Source organism: Streptomyces sp. NPDC096046 (assembly GCF_040303285.1).
In the GTDB taxonomy this organism is placed as follows: Bacteria; Actinomycetota; Actinomycetes; order Streptomycetales; family Streptomycetaceae; genus Streptomyces.
In genome coordinates this window covers 1-14,996 of record NZ_JBEOSZ010000016.1, presented here as the reverse complement: position 1 = coordinate 14,996, position 14,996 = coordinate 1, and the positions used below count along the sequence as shown (strand labels likewise).

The window sequence follows — 14,996 nt, the reverse complement described above, 5'->3', positions numbered from 1 at the left end:
CATCGTCCACGACGGCCCAGGCTCGCCCTTTCGCCGAGGACGGCACGCACGGCCCGCACGGCACCCTGCGCCACGAGTCCGTCGTGGGCAGGGTCTTCACGGGCCGCGTGGTGGCGCGCACGAGGGAGGAGGCGGCCATCGACGACACGGGGAGCGCGTACCGGAAAGGGGGGCACCGCTTCGTCCTCGATCCGGACGACGAGCCGACGCACGGCTTCCTGCCGTGACCGGCCCCGGCCGTCGGCCGGACCCACTGGTCCTGTCCCATCGCCGGACGGGGAGAGGGTTGCGCAACGTGACATTGTACGCTTGGCCTCCGCGGATCCTCGGAGGAACGACCATGGGCGACCTGAAGCGCAATCTGATCACGGCGCAGGAGCGGCTGCGCGACCAGGTCGCCCACGCGTTGCGTGCGGCCCTGATCGCCGGTGAACTGCGCCCCGGTCAGGTCTACTCGGCGCCCGGCCTCGCCGCGGACTTCGGCATCTCCGCCACACCGGTGCGCGAGGCGATGCTGGACCTCGCCCGCGAGGGGCTGGTCGAACCGGTCCGCAACAAGGGGTTCCGGATCACCGAGGTGAGCGAACGGGACCTGGACCAGTACACCGAACTGCGCGCCCTGATCGAGGTGCCGACGGTCGGCCGGGTGACCCGTACCGCCCCGAGCGAGGCGCTGGAGCAGCTGCGCCCCGTCGCGGAGGAGATCGTGACCCGGGCGCGCGAACACGACCTGATCGGGTACCTGGAGGCCGACCGGCGCTTCCACCTCTCCCTGCTCGGACTCGCCGGGAACGACCGGCTGGTCGAGACCGTGGGCGATCTGCGCAAGCGCTCCCGCCTGTACGGGCTCACCGGCCTGGACGGGCGCGGCATGCTGGTGGCCTCCGCCGAGGAGCACCTGGAACTGCTCGACCTGATGGTGGCGGGAAATGCGGCGGCGGCGGAGGCGTGCATGAGCCGCCACCTCGGCCATGTGCGTTCGCTGTGGGCCCAGGCGCGGGACGAACCCGTGGAGCCGCGCCCGAAGCGCACCTTGGGCGTCCGCCGCTGAACCACCCGCCGCTGAACCTCCGGCTGGCCTGGCATCGCCGCGTGGTGCGGGGCCAGACGCTCTTCCTCGAACACTGCCAGTACGTCGACGCCGTCCGCGTCGGCAGCTCCGGGCACGGACGGATCCTCACCGGGGACATCGTCCCATGCAGGGGCCGTGGCGGGACTTCGACCAGGTCGAGCGGGCGATCTTCCAGTGGGTCGCGTGGTACAACGAGGAACGGCTCGAGCCCATGGTGGCGGGTCACCAAACGAGACACGACCCCCACCGCGGCCGCTACTTCAAGCCCCAGCGCCTACATGCGGACAAGGCTTACGACCGCCCGGACCTGCGGAAATGGTTACACAGCAAGCGCATCGGAGTCCGGATCGCCCGCAAAGGCATCGAGTCCAGTGAACGGTTGGGCCGCCGCAGGTGGGTGATCGAGCGCACGATGTCGTGGCTGGCCGATTACCGAAGGCTCAGCCCACGCTATGAGCGTGATCCCCGCAACTACCTGGCCTTTCCCGGTCTGGCAGCCGCCCTGTGCTGCTACAAGCGACTCATCCGCCTCACCACGCAGGACACGGTCTTAGGTGGGCAAAGCCGTCCCCGACGGGTGCCCGGACGGTCGCCAGTGGCCGTGCTGGACAGTTTCTGGCCTCGCGTCAGGGGTCGATTCCGGGCGGCCTTGTAATCGCAGGCGTGGGGCCCCGGGATCGGACCAGGCCGGCGACACCGCAGCCGTGCCGCATGGATCCCTCGCCCCTCCTGACAGATCGTTAACAGCCCCAGCCGAAAACGCCAGCGGGGCTCCCCGCCCACAAGAACGGGAAGCCCCACCTGCCTGCGTGCGCCGGTCAACCGGCCATGGCCGCCACGACCAGCGCGACAGCCGTACCGCACAGCAGCACCACAAGCGGCCATGCAAGCCGGCCGCGCCCTCCCGGTACGCCTGCGCCCCAGCACCCGCCACAGCGCACACGCCGCCACGAGCACGAACGTCACACCGCTCAGCTCGCCCTTCCGCCACGCCACCCGCACGGCGCCAGGGCCGGTACCCCATACAAGCAGCGCAACGAGGATTCCCACGATCAGCGCACACACCGCTTCCAGCAGCTACTCACACGGTGCCCTTCTTCTCCGGCACCTTCGTCAGGTCAGTGCGCGGGCGGAACGGACGGCTTGACCTCGACGGTCTTCGTCTTGTGGCCTTCTGTGTCCGTGCTGGTGGACCGCTTCTCCCCGGCCCGGCGACCGGCCCGGGGACCGGCCCGGGGCGCCTTGGGTGCACCGGACCGAGTGCCATCTGTTGACAGTCAGCAGCCAGGCCGGCCGGTTGGTGGGCGTTGGTGTCCCGGGCAGTCAGGACGATTGCGGCCGGAGGGAGGGCAGGGTCAGGTGCCACCAGTCGGTCAGGCGGTCGTCGAGGACCGTCGTACCCTCGAGGACCTCGGTGAGGGTGCACAGGCCGAAGAACGCGCGTACCAGGGTCCGGGCCGTGCGGGCGGGGCGGATGTGCTCGTTGAGCTGCCCTGCCAGCCGGGCCTGCGCGAGCAGCCGCGTGGCGGCGGTGGTCCACAGCGCGAAGGGGTCGGGGACGGGGGCCTTGATGACGGTGCGCTCAGCCCACAGACGGGCACCGGCACGCGTCACGGGATCCCGGGTGAGGGCATGGGCTATGTCGTAACTGAGGGCGACGAGCCGTTCGAGTGGAGGGACCGTCTCGTCTCCGTAGCGCGCGGCGAGCTGGGACCAGGTGGCGAACCGGTCCTCGACGACAGCGACGGCGATGCCCTCCTTGCCGTCGTAGTGGAAGTAGACCGCGCCGCTGGTCCGTCCGGACCTGGCGCCTATGTCGTTGACACTGGTGGCCGCGTACCCCTGTTCAGCGAACAGTTGGGCAGCCGCCTCCAGCAGTGATCTGCGGGTTGCCCTCGCCCGTTCCTGCAATGCCCCGTCCGCCCTCGCTCTGTTCGCACGCCGGGTACGAATTTAGTGCGCCAGCGTACGCCCGGAGCTCATACGGGCCTTTCTATAGCAATTACGCAGTTCTTTCGAATGCGAACACGCGCGAGTGGTAACGGACACGGGGCGCTCGGGTGACGCGCGGTCAGGCGTGCGTGACAACGGGCCTGCGGTTCAAGGGGGTTGACGGTCGGGGTGGCTGCTTAACAGGTATCGCCGCCGCACGGCCGTAGGCCTGATTCTGGTGCCCGTCGAGTCACCAGGAAGGGTGATTGCCCGATTTGCCTGGACGGAAATAACATAGCGGAAACTATCTTTCCGTTTCCTGCAGGCCGCCGGGAAATGCCGCATGCGTGCCTGCGAACGCGTGGGAGGCCCCATGACCACCTCGGACCACGATCTGCTCGACTGGTCGCCCGAAGCCGTCGTCTTCGACTGCGACGGCACTCTGATGGACAGCGAACGCCATTGGCGGGAGGCCCGCAGCCGTGCCTTCCGGGAGCACGGACTCCAGCCACCTCCCGGGTTCGCGGAGCAGGCCCTGGGCCTGCACTACGAGGACTGCGGCCGGCTCATGGCGCAGTCCGTCCACAAGCCCGAACTGACCGAGGACCTGACGGCCGCGCTTCTCGATCACTTCCTGGCACTCGTCACCGACGAACCGGTGACGATGCCGGGTGCGGTCCGACTGGTTCGGCTGCTCTCCGGCCGGTTGCCGCTGGCGGTGGCCAGCAACTGCCCGAGGGTGGTGATCGAAGGCAGTCTGGGACGGGCCGGGCTGCTCACCCACTTCGAGCACCTCGTCGTCCCCGACACCGGGGACCGGGTGCGCCCCAAGCCGCACCCTGACGTGTACGCCGTGGCGGCCCGGCTCTGCGGTGTCCCCCCGCACCGGGCGCTGGCGGTGGAGGACTCCCTGACCGGTGTGGAAGCGGCCCGCCGGGCCGGGCTGCGGGTCCTGGGCGTCGGTCCCCTGCCGCAGGGCGACGGTGCCTCCCGGGCCGACCTGTGGTTACCGGCGCTGGACACTCCCGAACTGCTGGCCTGGGCCGACGCCCTCGACAGCCCACGGGAGACGCAAGGGCCCTGACAAGCCGCCAAGGTCCGGCAGCACCAGACGCCCGCACTCCCCGCAGTACGGCAGAAAGCGGATTCAGACCAGCTCCCGTACCACTGAGGCGAGACGTCGAACGCCGTTCCCCAGCGACACGAGCCCTGTCCGCCGCGCCGCTCACCCCACGCCACCGTCGGCACCGATCCCGGCCACGCCGAAGAGCCTGAGCCGACGCCCCAGAGAGACAGCGGCGTGGAACCACCCCGCAGACCGCACGATCCTTCCGGCGATGACGGTGAACTGCGTGCACACCCCGACCAAGTCCATGAACTGGGTTTGTGCTCCATGCGCCGCACCGAGACGGCCGCGTCTGGTCCCTGGACGAGCTGACGCTGCAGCTCGCCCTCGCCTGGGATGAGCGAACCGTGCATGAAGCCCGGCTCCCCTTTTCGACCACGTCTCGAGCTGGTCGACCGTTATTGCATCCGCATCAACGCACGTTGGCTCTCCCGCCTTGTGCGGTCGTCGAAGATCGCGGTGCGGGCAGCGGCCCGGGTGGGCCAGGAGATGGTACTGAGCAGCTCCCTCTCGATGGCGGCGAAGAACGACTCGGCGAGTGCGTTGTCCCAGCACTGTCCGGTGCGGCCGACGGACAGGCGCACCCCCAACTGGTCTGCCACACGGCGCATTGCTGGCTGGTGTTGCGACGACCGGTTGAAACCGCCTGGCAGCCACGATCCGAGTGAAAGATCACCGGCCGGGTGGGACGGCGCTTGCGGCAGGCGGCCGTGAGGCATCGGCAACCAGATCGGTTCGCAAGTGGTCGGCCGTCGCCCAGCCGACCACACGACGGGAGGCGATGTCGATGACGGTGGCCAGATAGAGCCAGCCCTCCTCCGTGGCGATGTAGGTGATGTCGCCGCACCAGCGGGCATCCAGGCCGGCGGGGGCGGGCTGGAAGTCCCGGACGACGAGGTCGGGCCGCAACCGTAAGGGGGTGGTGTGCCGCCAGATATTCAAGATCCTTGAGCGCGCCGACCGGAAACGACTCGGCAACGTCGAAGAACTCGCTCAAGCGGGTTGACACGACATAGCAGCCTTGAGGGGCGATTCCGGTTCCTGTCTCCTCTGCTTTGATGGCGCCTTTACCCGTCTTATGGGTGATATCCGTCAAATGCGGTCAAGGGGAGTGCGCTGGGGAGATCTTGTTCGAGGGTGGGCTCGCGACGTTCGGCCGGCAGTGCTCAGGTGTGTGGCAATCCGCAAGCAGCAAGCGGGCTGGAAGATTGCCGCGGCCCCGTGGCGGCTGTGGCGCGCATGCTGCGCGTGTCGCGTCGGCCCAGGGGACGGACCGGTGTGCTGGTAATGCTTGGCCTGTCGCCCTCATGTTTTTTCGTCTTAGGAGGCCGCTCCCCGCGACGGGGCGCCTCCCGTACGGAGGTCACCGCCATGCCCCAGGACGCGAAGTCGCCGGAGAAGCTACGCAGCAACCGCTCCGCTCTCACGCACAAGGTTGGCTACGCTCTCGCCCACCCCGGTCGCGTCGTCCCGTATCTGCACCGTGCTGCGCGGGATGTCTGGTTGCGCTGGAAGCATCCCGACCACGTCGGCTACTACCGTGCGGTGATGGCCTGCGACACCCGCCGCAACCCGGAGGCAGCGGTCGGGAGCCAGACCCGCGAGCGCTGGCTGGTCCTGGGGCAGATGCAGTTCGACTACCTGATCGAGCACGGGCTGACCCCCGGCAAGCGGATGCTCGACATCGGGTGCGGCAACCTGCGCGGCGGCTGGCGCTTCATCGATTACCTCGAACCGGGGAACTACTACGGCATCGACATCTCGCCGGACATCCTGATCGCAGCCAAGAAGACGCTCGTCGAGCGGGGGCTCCAGGGCAAGCTGCCGCACCTGACCATCACCGGCGACCTCACGCTGGACTTCCTCCCCGGTGACCGTTTCGACGTCGTGCACGCGCACAGCGTGTTCTCCCACTCACCGCTGGACATGATCGAGGAGTGCCTGGCCAACGTCGGCCGCGTCCTGACCGAGAAGGGGTTCTTCGACTTCACCTTCGACCGCACCGAAGGTGCTGAACACCACGTGCTGCGGGAGGACTTCTACTACCGCGCCGAGACCCTCCTGGACCTGGCCCGTAAGCACGGCCTGTACGCGTGTTTCATGGAGGACTGGGAACAGCGGCCCCACGGCCAGTCGAAGATCCGGGTGAGCCGCTCCCCGCTGCCGGGCCCCGGCCACCACGACGGACTGCCCCAGCACCAGCCGCCGGCACGCACCCGGCCGGCGTGATGCCGTCGCGGGTCAGACCGCTACGGCGAGAAATCCGTCGGTCAGGGAAGCTTGCGTCGCCGCAGTGACAAGATGCCGCATGGACCGATACGGCACGCCTGCTGATGGCGATGGCCCGGCTCGCTGACCAGGAGGAGCGCCTTCCGCACTGTGACCGAGGGGAGTGCTGCACACCGTCCCGTTGCTGCGTGGCGCACCGGTCAGCGGCCTGGCCCGGAGCGGGCCACCACACCGGCGCGCCACGCAGGCTGCCGACCGCGGTGACCGACGCGCGTTGCGACCAGAACGCGAGCACACACCGGGGCCGGCACAAGAGGCGCGTGGGCCGCCGGCGGCATCATGGAGTGCGCCCAAACGCCTCTTCCGCGGCTGGGAGATGTCCCAGGACTACAGGCGATCCTGCCGTGGCGGGGGCGGGCGCGCCGTGGCCTTCCCAGGCACGCGACCGCGCTCGCAGCTGGTCGCGCCGACCGAGGCTCCACACATCGGCGCGTTCGATCAGCGGCTCGAACCACGGCAACGCCAGCAGGATCAAAAGCCCCGCCGCCCAGCCGAGCAGGACGTCGCTGAGCCAGTGCGTACCGAGGTAGACGGTGGTCAGGCCGACACTCAGTGCCATGCCGGCCGAGACTGCGGACAGCCAGCGCCGCGCTGTCGCAGTGGAAGCCAGGTAGGCCAGGATGCCCCAGGTCACCACGGCGTTGGCTGTATGGCCGCTGGGGAAAATGTCGCCGCCCAGGCCCATCTCGTTCGAGCCGATGACGGTCGCGTAGTGCGGACCGAGACGACCCATGCCGATCTTGGCGGAGCCGACTGTGATGTTCAGCAGCAGAAGCGAGACAGCGAGCGCCAGCAGCGGGCGGAGGGTGCGCTGTCGCCACGAACGCCAGCCCAGCCACGCAGCGACCAGCACCGCGGTGGGGCCGCGCTGGCCGAGCACCACGAAGTGGTCGGCGAAGGCGTGCATCCGCGGCCACTGCTGGTACGGGCGGAAGAACATCAGTTGCCAGTCCAGTTTCACCAGCCAGGACGTGGTCAGCACAGCCCAGACAATCGCCAGGTAGAAGAGCATGATGGCGGCGAGCAGCACGATGTGGTGCGGGCTCACTGTCGGCACATCGATGTGCGCCGGCCGCTCTGGCTCGCGGTCCAGCCTGGCGAACAGCCGGTCCAGGCGGGTGAGCGGTCGTTCGGTACCCACACCAACGAAGTTACAGTTCGTAAGGGCTTGCTATCTGTGCGTGCTGGTTCACTTGGGTGGAAGCGGGCGCGGTCCGGCCTTCATCGGGCACTGTCACGTTGGCTGACCGGCGGGATGATCTTCTGGTTGACCAGCCTGGGAAGGGTCGTTCGTGGGAGCGCGTCGCTGTCGTACAAGGGGCACCGGAATCCGGTCGAGGTCATCTCCCACTGTGTGTGGCTGCACTACCGCTTCCCGCTCAGCTTCCGCGAGGTCGAGGAGCTCATGGTCGAGCGCGGGATCGTCGTCTCCTACGAGACGGTGCGCCGCTGGTGCACCAAGTTCGGGCAGCGGTACGCGAGTGCGCTGCGCCGCCGCTCGGTGGCGAGTTGGGCCCGGTCGTGGGCCCGGCTGTGCATCGGCAGGCTCCGTTTGAGGTCGGCGTTGACCAGTTCGTCGGGGTTCAGCTCCGGCGAGTACGACGGCAGGAAATGCAGCTCGATCCGGTCGGGGCGATCGGCGAGCCAGGCGCGGACCTTGCGGGAGCGGTGCGCGCAGTGGCCGTCCACGACGAGGTGCACCTTGCGGTCGAAGTGGTCCGCGAGCCGGTCCAGGAAGCGGCACATGACGTCGGCGTCGAAGGTCTCGGTGAACACCATGAAGTGCATCCGGCCCTTCGTGCTGATCGCGGACATCGCGTTCACCGAGAACCGGTTGCCCGTGCGGCACACGACCGGGGTGCATCCCTTGGCGCCCCAGGTCCGGCCGGTGACCTGGTCGGAACGGATACCGACCTGGTCGGCGAAGAGAACCTCGGCGCCCTCGGCCTTCGCCTGCGCGTGGATCGCCGGCCAGGTCTCCTCCCGCCAGACGCGGACCGCTTCCGGGTTCCGCCCGACGGCCCGCTTGTCCGGGCGCTGGAAGGACATGCCCCACCGGCGCAGGTACTTGCCCACCCCCTGCTCGGTCAGCCGCACCCGGTACGGCTTCGCGATCAGATCGCCCACACCGGCACGCGTCCACAGCTGCCCGGCCAGCCCCAGGTCACAGGGACGGTGATCCAGTACAGCCTGCCGGACCGCCTGCTGCTCCACTACGTCGAGGACCTGATGCTCGCCGACCCCACGCCCGCGCGGCTGGGCCATCAGCGCCTCACGCCCACCGGCCAGCCACTTCGCCCACCAGATGTCCACCGCGGGCCGGTACCCGCAGAGCGGGGAGCCGGCCTCTTTGCTGTACGCCCGCGCTCCCTCGGACCGGCTTCTCCCTCATGCCCCCTCCGGCCTCGGGACTGCGGAACAGCCATTGGCGCCGAGAACGATCATGTCCGATCGGCGCGAGCGTGTTGACCGGGTTCTCGTATTCGCGGCGGGCCGGACCACAGGAACGCCGTGACCGCCGTCGAGGGGCTGGCAACGGGCGAGGAGTCCGAGGTGCACGGCTCACTCGCCGTCGGCCACGGCCCGCCAGAGCCGACTCATCCGGCTGACTCGTTGAGGTAACCGGCCCGTTCCTCCTGGGTCAGTCCACGGGTGATGCCGTCCCGGGAACGCCGCAGGACCTCGTCAATCGGTTCGCAGGGCAGGCATGTCCAGACGCGTACGGTGCCGTCGTCGTGCGAGCTGACGAACCGATTGCCGGGCAGGACGTTCGTGTTCTCCACAGAGGCGCCGAATCCGTGCAGGACCACGGGCGGGCTGTTGTCGGTGGTGCTCCAGATCCGGGTGGTCGCGTCGTTGCCGCTGGTCACCACCCGACGGCCGTCGGGACCGAACGACACACTCCACACCACTCCCTGATGTCCGTTCAGTACCCGCGGTCTGCCGGGCTTGGTGAGATCCCACAGCCTGGCCGATCCGTCGTTGCCGCCGCTGACGAGGTGCCGTCCGTCGGGGCTGAACGCCACCGTCCATACCAGGCCTTTGTGACCACGGAGGACCTTCAGATCCTTGCCGGTGGCGGGGTCCAGGACGTGGATGGTGCCGTCCAGACCGGCCGCGGCCACGCGTCGCCCGTCGGGGCTGTAGGCGACGTACCGCACTTTGTCCTGGCCGGTGTCGACCACCAAGGGTTCCGCGCCCGGAGTGGTGCGCCAGATCCGGACGGTGCCGTCGCTGCCGCCGGTGACCAGCCGGCGTCCGTCGGGGCTGAACTCCGCGGTCCACACCGGCCCGTCGTGGCCGCGCAGTACGACGGGTTTCGTCGCGTTGTCCACCGGCCAGATCCGTGTGGTCCCGTCGTCGCCGGTTCCGGCCACCTGGCGGCCATCCGGGCTGAATGCCACCCCGAGGACCTCGCCGTCGTGCCCGCGCAGCACGGTCGGCGGGGCGGTGCTCCCGGTCCGCCAGACGCGCACGGTCCCGTCAGCGCCGGCGCTGGCCAGCCGACGGCCGTCCCGGCTGGGCACCGTCGCCCACACCGGCCCGTCGTGACCGGTCAGGACGCTGTCGCTGCCCGTTGGGGCCGCCTCCCAGATCCGGACGGTGCCGTCCTCGCTGGCGCTCACCAGGCGCCGTCCGTCGGCGGCGAACGCGACCGCGGTCACGGTGCCGCGATGCCCGCGCAGGATCAGCGGTGCGGCGCGGTGATGCACGTTCCAGATCCGCACGGTGCCGTCGTTGCCCGTGCTGGCGACCCGGGCGCCGTCCCGGCTGAAGCCGATGCCCTCTGCCGTGCCGTCGTGGCTGCCGAGCACGACCGACTCGGCGGGGGCGTCGGGGTCCCACAGGCGCGCGGTCCCGTCGGTGCTCGCGGTGGCTATGCGCTGTCCGTCGGGGCTGAAGGCGACCGCCTCCACGGAATTGCCGTGCCCGCGCAGCACCACGGTCGTCCGCCGACTCCCGACGTCCCAGACGCGTACCGTTCCGTCGCCGCCGCTGCTGGCGAGGCGGCGTCCGTCGGGGCTGAACGAGACGCCGAGTGCCCGCCCGTCGTGGCCGCGCAGCACGACCGGTTCGCCTCTCCCCGTGGCGTTCCAGATCCGTACGGTGCCATCGTCACCGGCGCTGGCGACTTTGCGGCCGTCCGGGCTGAACGTGGCGCTCCACACCTGTGCCGTGTGCCCTCGCAGGATCACCGGCTCGGCGCCGCTTGCCCACTTCCATACCGAGACTGTGCCGTCCTCGCCGGCTGCCGTGATCCGGGTGCCGTCCGGGCTGAACACCGGCGTCCACACCTCGCCGTCACGGCCGCGCAGCACCACTGGGTCTCGCAGCGTCGTGCCGTACCGCCACACCCGTATCGCGCCGTCGCCGCCGCTGGTGGCGAGGTACCGGCCGTCCGGACTGAACGAGACCCCGAGGACCTGCCCGTCGTGGCTGGCGAGCACGGCCCTCACCCGTGACTCGAAGACGGCTTGGCGCAGTGCCGCCTCGGTCTCGTCGGTGGCACTGGTCCGGTAGGCACTGGTAGCCAGCAACAGGCCCAGCTCGGGGTCGAGCTGCGCCTGGCCACGCGCGCTCGCGACGAGTTGCCGGGAGAACGCGAGCGCCTGCCCGGCCTCCGCCCGCCGGGCCTGTACAAACGCGACGCCCGCGAGGACGGTCAGTGCGACCACCGCCGCCGTGAGCCCACTCACGGTCAGCCGCACACGGCGCCTCACCGCCGCCCGCTCGGCCTGTGCGCGGTCGCGGCTCGCCGCCAGGAACTCGTGTTCGAGATCATTGAGCCGGCCGGTGTCCCGGTCGTCCCACTCGGCCAGCCGTACTCCGCGGTAGAGCACCCCGTCGTCCCTGCCGTGCTCCGCCCACTCCCCGGCCGTATTGGTCAGACGCCGGTGTGCGCGCAGTAGTTCGCGGTCGGTCTCGATCCACATACGCAGTCGCGGCCATGCAGTGATCAGGGCTTCGTGGGCGAGGTCAACGGTGTCGTCATCGAGGGTGACCAGGCGGGCGCGGGCCAGTCGTTCCAGAACCAGGGCAGCATCCCCACCGGTGCTTGCGGCCAGTTCGGTGCGGAGAGCGGGGCGACGGGTGTCCTGGGCTCCTTCACCGGGGGTGATGAGACGCAGCAGCAGATCGCGGGCGACAGCGGCCTGTTCGGGAGAAAGTCGAGTGTAGAGGCGCTCTGCGGTTCGGGCGATGGCACCGCTCACCCCGCCGACGGCGTCGTACGCGGCTTCAGTGAGTACTCTTCCTCTGCGTCTTCGCCAGGTCTCCAGCAGCGCGTGCGACATCAGGGGCAGGCCGCCGGACTCATCGGCGACGTCCCGGATGACGCGGGCGGTCAGCGCGCGTTCCACAGTCAGTCCGGTGGCCGTGGCCGGCTTCACGATGGCCTCGCGCAGCTCGGCCGGGCTCATCGGACTGACCAGCAAATTGGCATCGCGCAGTGCGTCGGCCAGACCGTGGTGTTCGGCGCAGCGGCCGTAGAAGTCGGCACGGACCGCGATCAACACCCGTAACCGGCTTGTCGGCTGCCGGGCGGCAAGCAGAAGGTCGATGAAGCGGGTACGTTCCGCGATGTCGTGGCAGAGGGTGTAGACCTCCTCGAACTGGTCGACGATCACGAACGTATCCGTGCCGCCGTCGCCGGGTCTGCTCGCGTCGAGGAGAGGGGCGTGGGCGCGTGCGGGGTGGTCGCCGGGCGTCAGGATCTGGATCACGGCCGGCCGCAAGCCGGGTTCCTGGGAGTGCTGGAGGGTGGGGATCAGGCCCGCGCGCAGCAGGGAGGACTTGCCGCTGCCGGACGGACCGAAAACCGCGGCGAACCGCCGGCGCCGCAGCAGATCTAGCAGGTCGGTAGTGAGCCGGTCCCGGCCGAAGAAAAGTCCGCTGTCGCCCGGCTCGAACCGGGCGAGCCCTCGATAGGGCGCATCCGCCCCCTCACCGCCCACCTCCTCCGCGCCGACCGCGGCGGCGTCGTCCACGATCTGCTTCCACCGGGCTTCCCACTCGCCCGCATTGCCCCCGCACGCCGCCACGTAGGCCAAGGTCACCGCCAGCGTGGGCAGCCGCTCGCCCGCCGCCGCCTGCGACAGGGTCGTGCCCGAGTAGCCGGCCCGCTCGGCCATCGCCCGGTACGTCATCCCGCCCGCCTCCGTCCGCAGCTTGCGCAACTCGAACGCGAACCGCTGCACCGGACCCGCCCCCGGATCCACCGGCACCTCACGACGCCCCGCCATACCCGTCCCCCTCGCCAGCCATCCCACACCGGACCAGACGCCTCACCTATGCACCCCTCAACCCGACCCGAAACGTCACACCCGGCCATTGATTGGCCGCCGGAACAGCCCTGCCAATCAATCAGCCAGCCGCTGGAATCGGTGTGTGAGCGGTACCGAGGGGTGCCGCCATAAGGGGCAGACGTCTTGTTCGCCGTCTGATCAACCAACGGGGCTGCTGCTGTGAAGGCGGGTATGCCTCCGGTTCCGCAGCGGAACAACCCATCCGCCCCTGACCGCACTGCACTTGGCCGCGCCCCACGCGGCCTTGCGAATCCTGCTGTCCCGCCGTTCAGCCCAAGGGGAGTCAGGGCCGACCGCATCAGTCGCCGGAGGCTGTCTGATGGCGCCCAAAGCTGCTCATGAAGCGAAACCCACCGACGGAGGAAACCCCATGAATGTCCGATCCCAGATCACGAAGCGCGCCTCAGCCCTGCTGTGTGGCATGGCGCTGACACTCGGAGCCGGCAGCGCCGCTGCGGCCGCTCCAGACCGGGCCACGCAGTCGGCCGAGTCGAAGTACGCGGCGGAGGCGAAAGCGGTGGGCCTTTCGGCCCGCCAGGCGGCCCAGCTGCAGGACCGGGTGGACGCCCAATTGGCGGACATCAAGGTTCCGGCGGAACAGGTGAGGTACAACGAGATCCGGGCGAAGGACGGCAGCGCGATCATCACGATGGCCGTGCCCGGCGCGGCGGCCGACACCAGCTGCTCCTACAAGTATCTGTGCCTGTGGACTGGTGCCAACTGGACCGGCAACAAGGCGTCGTTTACCAGGTGCGAAGACATCGACCTGAACGACTACGCCTTCAACAACGACACCCTCACCTCGTACAAGAACAATCAGACCACCGGCACGGTGGCTCGGTTCTACAACTGGGAGGGCCGTAAGGTTTACAAGTTCGGCAGCACGGCGTACCACACGGAGGACAGCCTCGCGAACACCCCCTGGGACAACATGATCGACATAGTCGACGTCTGCTGAGCCCTTGCCGGTAGCCCAATCATCTGAGTAGCCGTCGCTGTATCGCTCGTGGTGGGCGTGAGTTCGAGGGGGTCGGCTCGGTCGGGTGATCTTCGGGTCGGCCGCGCATGGGAGGGGGTCTCCTGCACAGCTCGTGGGTGTCGAATCCATATAGAGCAACAGGAGGCCCCTGGTGCTGCAGTTCTCCGTGCCGGTGCCGATGGAGTCCAACTCGGCGCCTCTGGAGTGTGACTGTCTCGCTCACCGGTTCGGGAACGCCGCGGATCGTCCGTACAGGCGGCCGGGTTACCCCTCGGACATGTCGGACGCCGAGTGGGGTGTGGTCCGGGATACGATGCCGGTCCCGCCCTGGCTGGCGGGCCGCGGCGGGCGGCCGGAGGGGTTCTGCCACCGGGAGATGCTCGACGCGGTGCGCTACCTCGTCGCGGGCGGGATCGCCTGGCGGGCGAGCCTGCGGACTTCCCCGCCTGGGACCGCGTCTACGCGTTCTTCCGCCGCTGGCGTGACACCGGTCTGCTCGCCGAGTTCCACGACCGGCTGCGCGACCGGGTCCGCCAGGCGGCCGGCCGGGACACGGAGCCGAGCGCCGGTGTCATCGACGCGCAGTCGGTGAAGGGGGCCGCGTCGGTGTCGGCGGCAAGCCGGGGCTTCGACGGCGGGAAGAAGATCAACGGCCGCAAGAGGCACATCGTCGTCGACGCCTCGGACTCCTGCTGACGGTGATGGTCACCGCCGCCTCGGTCACCGACCGGGACGCGGTGAAGATCCTCCTGGCCCGGCTACGGGAACGGCACTGGCGGATCACCCTGGTCTGGGCGGACGGCGGCTACACCGGCCGGCTGGTCGACATCGCCCGCGACCTGTTCGCCCTCACCCTGCAGGTCGTCAGACGCAGCGACCGGGCCGCGGGCTTCGTGGTGCTGCCGAAACGGTGGCTGGTGGAGCGGACGTTCGCTTGGCTGATGCACTCACGCCGTCTGGCCCGCGACTACTTCCTCTGGAACCTCACGTCCCAGTCTCCAGGTGTCCAACATCAAGGGGAAGCTTCAGGACAGCCCACCCCTCTCTGCAACCTCAACAACAGGCAGCAGAGTGCCGAGCATCGTTCCTCAACACATCAAGAACCCTGCACGTTCATCCGTACGCGGCTATGCACGTTCACGTGTACGCCGACACTGAGCGGAGTTGCGGAGTTTGGCAGGCTGCGGCCCTACGGTTGAGTGAGCGTTTTCAGCGTTGCCTCTCCAGGGTGAGGACGGCTTTGGCGATGACGGTCATGCGGTTCGGGCTGATGCGGGATCTGCGGAAGATCTG

11 protein-coding genes and 5 pseudogenes are annotated in these 14,996 nt (G+C 69.3%); 9 read left to right on the top strand and 7 right to left on the bottom strand.

The genetic code is table 11. From position 1 onward, the window contains the following. Positions 1–83: 83 nt before the first annotated feature. The 3 genes and pseudogenes from ABTX62_RS16365 to ABTX62_RS16355 form a co-directional block, all read left to right on the top strand. The gene (locus tag ABTX62_RS16365) at positions 84–227 is read left to right on the top strand and encodes a hypothetical protein (RefSeq protein WP_352116791.1); all 144 of its coding nucleotides are present in this window, start codon (positions 84–86) and stop codon (positions 225–227) included. A gap of 113 nt (positions 228–340) precedes the next feature. Further along, the gene (locus tag ABTX62_RS16360) at positions 341–1,051 is read left to right on the top strand and encodes a GntR family transcriptional regulator (RefSeq protein ID WP_352116790.1); all 711 of its coding nucleotides are present in this window, start codon (positions 341–343) and stop codon (positions 1,049–1,051) included. Positions 1,052–1,268: 217 nt separating this feature from the next. Continuing rightward, a pseudogene (locus ABTX62_RS16355) lies at positions 1,269–1,610 on the top strand (transposase); the annotation flags it as partial. Positions 1,611–2,395: 785 nt separating this feature from the next. Here the strand turns inward: ABTX62_RS16355 and ABTX62_RS16350 are convergent. After that, a complete protein-coding gene (locus ABTX62_RS16350) occupies positions 2,396–2,983 on the bottom strand; it encodes a ScbR family autoregulator-binding transcription factor (protein ID WP_352116789.1) in 588 nt (195 codons plus the stop codon). A 394-nt stretch (positions 2,984–3,377) separates the two neighbouring features. On the opposite strand from ABTX62_RS16350, the gene ABTX62_RS16345 reads away from it, so the two are divergent. Continuing rightward, positions 3,378–4,088 carry an HAD family hydrolase gene (locus ABTX62_RS16345; RefSeq protein WP_352116788.1) on the top strand — a complete coding sequence of 237 codons (711 nt, stop codon included), beginning with the start codon at positions 3,378–3,380 and terminating at the stop codon, positions 4,086–4,088. Between the two features lie 440 nt (positions 4,089–4,528). Here ABTX62_RS16345 and ABTX62_RS16340 read toward each other — a convergent pair whose 3' ends face one another. Both ABTX62_RS16340 and ABTX62_RS16335 read right to left on the bottom strand, forming a co-directional pair. After that, a complete protein-coding gene (locus ABTX62_RS16340; protein ID WP_352116787.1) occupies positions 4,529–4,741 on the bottom strand; it encodes an integrase core domain-containing protein in 213 nt (70 codons plus the stop codon). 61 nt (positions 4,742–4,802) lie between these two features. Then, a complete protein-coding gene (locus ABTX62_RS16335) occupies positions 4,803–5,072 on the bottom strand; it encodes a DDE-type integrase/transposase/recombinase (RefSeq protein ID WP_352116786.1) in 270 nt (89 codons plus the stop codon). 429 nt (positions 5,073–5,501) lie between these two features. Between ABTX62_RS16335 and ABTX62_RS16330 the strand changes: the two genes are divergently transcribed. Next, on the top strand, positions 5,502–6,359 hold the full coding sequence (locus tag ABTX62_RS16330; protein WP_352116785.1) for a class I SAM-dependent DNA methyltransferase: 858 nt from the start codon (positions 5,502–5,504) through the stop codon (positions 6,357–6,359). Positions 6,360–6,714: 355 nt separating this feature from the next. On the opposite strand, the pseudogene ABTX62_RS16325 reads toward ABTX62_RS16330, so the two are convergent. Beyond that, positions 6,715–7,560, bottom strand: a pseudogene (locus ABTX62_RS16325) (phosphatase PAP2 family protein); the annotation flags it as partial. 114 nt (positions 7,561–7,674) lie between these two features. Between ABTX62_RS16325 and ABTX62_RS16320 the strand changes: the two are divergent. Next, a pseudogene (locus ABTX62_RS16320) lies at positions 7,675–7,917 on the top strand (hypothetical protein); the annotation flags it as partial. Here ABTX62_RS16320 and ABTX62_RS16315 read toward each other — a convergent pair. Both ABTX62_RS16315 and ABTX62_RS16310 read right to left on the bottom strand, forming a co-directional pair. Beyond that, positions 7,851–8,684, bottom strand: coding sequence for an IS630 family transposase (locus ABTX62_RS16315; RefSeq protein ID WP_502997966.1), 834 nt, complete (start codon positions 8,682–8,684; stop codon positions 7,851–7,853). The pseudogene ABTX62_RS16320 and the gene ABTX62_RS16315 overlap by 67 nt on opposite strands. A gap of 332 nt (positions 8,685–9,016) precedes the next feature. After that, positions 9,017–12,661 (bottom strand): nSTAND1 domain-containing NTPase, encoded by a 3,645-nt coding sequence (locus ABTX62_RS16310; RefSeq protein ID WP_352116782.1) that lies wholly within the window; start codon positions 12,659–12,661, stop codon positions 9,017–9,019. Positions 12,662–13,094: 433 nt separating this feature from the next. On the opposite strand from ABTX62_RS16310, the gene ABTX62_RS16305 reads away from it, so the two are divergent. The 3 genes and pseudogenes from ABTX62_RS16305 (at position 13,095) to ABTX62_RS16295 (ending at position 14,902) form a co-directional block, all read left to right on the top strand. After that, complete coding sequence (locus tag ABTX62_RS16305; RefSeq protein ID WP_352116781.1) at positions 13,095–13,682, top strand: peptidase inhibitor family I36 protein; 588 nt, start codon at positions 13,095–13,097, stop codon at positions 13,680–13,682. Between the two features lie 199 nt (positions 13,683–13,881). Next, entirely contained in the window at positions 13,882–14,295 is a 414-nt protein-coding gene (locus ABTX62_RS16300) for a transposase (RefSeq protein WP_352116874.1), read from the top strand. Continuing rightward, positions 14,292–14,902, top strand: a pseudogene (locus ABTX62_RS16295) (transposase). Before ABTX62_RS16300 ends, ABTX62_RS16295 begins: the two are co-directional and overlap by 4 nt. Positions 14,903–14,912: 10 nt before the next feature. On the opposite strand, the pseudogene ABTX62_RS16290 reads toward ABTX62_RS16295, so the two are convergent. Continuing rightward, positions 14,913–14,996 (bottom strand): annotated as a pseudogene (locus tag ABTX62_RS16290) (IS5/IS1182 family transposase); the annotation flags it as partial.